We start from the raw sequence: 3254 nt of genomic DNA on the forward strand, positions 1-3254 counted from the left end.
AATCGGGAGTTCGGCGCGTTGGTGCACAACGCCGCCAACGTCAACCACGTACTCGATTACGAGTCGTTGGCACGGGATAACGTCGAGCCGATTTTCGAGTGCTTGCGGCTCTGCGAAGGGCGCAGCAAGAAGATCTTCAATTTCGTCTCCACACTGTCGGCCTCCAGCACCATCGACGCCGAGGGGCGAGTGCTCGAACAACCCGCCGCGCAGACTCCGCCGATCTACATCAAGAACGGCTACAACCTGTCCAAATGGGTCGGCGAACGGATCCTCGAGCGTGCTCGCGAGCGCGGGGTGCGGGTCAACCTCTACCGACCAGGCAACATCAGTTTCAACAGCCTCACCGGCGTCTGCCAGCCGCACAAGAACCGTCTGATGCTGATGCTCAAAGGCTCGATCCAGCTCGGCCAGGTGCCGGAGTTCGCACTGAACTTCGACTTGATGCCTGTGGACTTCCTCGCGCGCTTCATCGCCTTTCACGCCAGCCGTTATCAGCCCAAACAGGCGGTGTTCAACCTGCACAACCCTGAACCGCTGAGCTGGGACGCCTACGTCGCTTCGTTCCGCGAGGCCGGCCGCGAGTTTCAAATGGTCAGCGTCGCCGACTGGCAACAGCAACTGGGTCGGGTCGACAGCGATAACGCGTTGTTTGGCGTGCTGGGTTTCTACCTCAACGGCTTCGAGGAGGACATCGGCGACATCTCGATGATCGGCCACGCCAATGCCCAGGCCGGTGTGCAGCAAACATGTTGTGTCGTCGGTGGAAATACCCGCCGAGGCGTCGCGGGTTTGGGAAGTGGTCGGCAACTTCGCCGGCTTCGACAAGTTCATCCCGGCGCTGTCGCACATCGAGATGACCGGCGAAGGTGTGTCGTCGCTGCGCAAGAAGTTCTTCAAGGACGGCAACCTGGTCGTCGAACAACTCAACTCCCGCGACGACCAGGCGCTGAGCATGACCTGGACTACCGTCTACAACACCTTGGGCGTTGGTCAGTTGTGGGCTGCCATGAGTGTCGAGCCCCTGAGCGCCGGCAAGTCGCGCGCAACCTGGACCATCATCGCAGAACCCGCCCAGGGCGGCGCAGAAGCAATGCCGGGGTTCAAGGACTTCGTGCAGGGGTTTGCCGATGACTCGATGAGCAACGCGCGCAATTTGTTTGCGTAGGGAATTTTCGTCATAAAAAAACGCGATGAGTCAGACCGACTTCATCGCGTTTTTTTGCATCCATGCAACGGTTTAAATCTTGAAGCTATCCACCAGTTGCTTCAGGCGGTTGGCCTGCAGCGACAAGGCATCGCAATCCTTCAATGTTTCGTTGAGGTTGGCCACGCCCTGCTGGTTCAGCAGGTTGATCTGATTGATGTCACCGTTCAGGGTTTCCACCACTGCCGTCTGCTCTTCCGTTGCGGCCGCAACCGACTGGTTCATGCCATCGATTTCGGTGATCCGCTGGGTCACGCTGATCAACCGCGCACCGGCCTGATTCGCCACTTCGACGCTTTCCTCACTGGATACCTGGCTGGCATTCATGGTCGATACCGCTTCACGCGAGCCGACCTGCAATGAGGTGATCATCTTGTGAATCTCCTCTGCCGACTCCTGAGTGCGATGGGCCAGGTTGCGCACTTCGTCCGCCACCACCGCGAAACCACGTCCGGCTTCACCCGCCCGCGCCGCTTCGATGGCCGCGTTGAGAGCCAGCAAGTTGGTCTGTTGCGAGATGCCTTTAATCACATCGAGGATGTGCCCGATGTTGTCGGTGCTGGCGTTCAGGGTTTCAATCTGGGTGCACGACAGGCTGATTTTTTGCGACAACTCGGTCATCGCCAAAATCGTTTGTTCCACCACCTGACGACCGTCGTCAGCCTGCTCACTGGCACCGCTGGCGTGTTGCGAAGCGTCCGCTGCGTTACGGGCGATCTCCTGAGTGGCTGCACCCAGCTGATTGATCGCTGCTGCCACGCTATTGGTCCGTGCGCTTTGCTCATCGGAGCCGATGATCGAAGCATTCGATGATGCCATGACCCGTTGCGACAGGTCATGTACCTGGCGTGTGGCCGACGACACTTCGGAAATCGACGCGTGAATCCGCTCCACGAACTGGTTGAAGGCACCGCCAAGCTCACCGAACTCGTCTTTGCTTTCCACCACCAGACGGCGAGTCAAATCGCCTTCGCCTTGAGCGATGTCCTGCATCGCACGGCCCATGGTGGTCAGTGGACGCATCAGCACTTGAATCAACAGACTCAGCAGCACGGCAATTGCGGTCACCGCGATAAACATCGCAATCAGTGCCGACGTGCGGAATTTGCTCAGTGGCGCATAAGCCTTATCCCTGTCGATCGTCAGGCCGATGAACCACTCAGCATTCGGTAAGCCGGTAACCGGGGTAAAGGACAGGATGCGCGCCTGCTTGTTCAGGAGCACTTCCTGATTCCCCCGCTCGATGCGTACGTTCGAGCCTGGGTAAATGTCCTTGAGGTTCTTCATCACCTGGTCTTTGTCCGGGCTGACGATCACCTGGCCGTCAGCACTGACCAGGAACGCATGACCGATACCGCCGAAGTCCACCGAGTTGATGATCTTCACCAGGGTTTCCAGACTCAGGTCACCACCGACGACGCCGAGCAGTTCACCGTTCTTCTTCACCGGCATGGCAATCGTTACCACCAGCCCGCCAACAGCGGCCATGTAGGGCGGCGTGAGCATGGTTTTGTCGGCAGCTACGGCCTGCTTGTACCAAGGGCGCTGACGTGGATCGTAACCATCGGGCATTTTGGCGTCAGGACGTTGGGTAAACACGCCATTGGACTGACCGACGTAGGTGAACTGGAAATTCGAGGTGAAAGCCGGCTGGTCGACCAACCCGGCAAAGTCCGCGTTGGCACCTTGGTGCGCGACGTTCTGGGCGAGGTTTTCCAGTACCAGGATTCGCCCACTCAGCCAGTTCTGGACGCTGCTGGCCGTCAGATCGCCGGCTTGCTGGACGGAGGAGTCGAGGTTTTGCTGGATGGTATTGCGCTGCAGGTAGTCGTTGTACAAAGTGAACAACGCAAAAGCCAGAACCACTACGCCTGAAGCGGCCAAAAGGATTTTATGGCTGAACTTGAGATTCATTTCATGGGACTTCTTATGCAAGGAGTGGGGATGCGTTCCGGGTGCAACATTCCATGTGACGCCGTAGACCGTTCTAAGGCGGCTCTACTTTGGTGCACGCATGTCTCACCAGTCTTTCGGCACAGACTCGAGA

At 58.3% G+C, this 3254-nt stretch carries 2 protein-coding genes and 2 pseudogenes; 2 read left to right on the forward strand and 2 right to left on the reverse strand.

What is annotated here, in order from left to right; genetic code table 11:
* Window positions 1-747 (forward strand): annotated as a pseudogene (locus AC1DH9_RS26745) (thioester reductase domain-containing protein); the annotation flags it as partial.
* Entirely contained in the window at window positions 725-1168 is a 444-nt protein-coding gene (locus AC1DH9_RS26750; RefSeq protein WP_477809114.1) for an SRPBCC family protein, read from the forward strand. The pseudogene AC1DH9_RS26745 and the gene AC1DH9_RS26750, both read left to right, overlap by 23 nt.
* A 72-nt stretch (window positions 1169-1240) precedes the next feature.
* Here AC1DH9_RS26750 and AC1DH9_RS26755 read toward each other — a convergent pair whose 3' ends face one another.
* Complete coding sequence (locus AC1DH9_RS26755; RefSeq protein WP_371917687.1) at window positions 1241-2026, reverse strand: methyl-accepting chemotaxis protein; 786 nt, start codon at window positions 2024-2026, stop codon at window positions 1241-1243.
* A gap of 69 nt (window positions 2027-2095) precedes the next feature.
* Window positions 2096-3121, reverse strand: a pseudogene (locus AC1DH9_RS26760) (cache domain-containing protein); the annotation flags it as partial.
* Window positions 3122-3254 lie beyond the last annotated feature (133 nt).

This window comes from Pseudomonas sp. 05T35 (assembly GCF_056396605.1).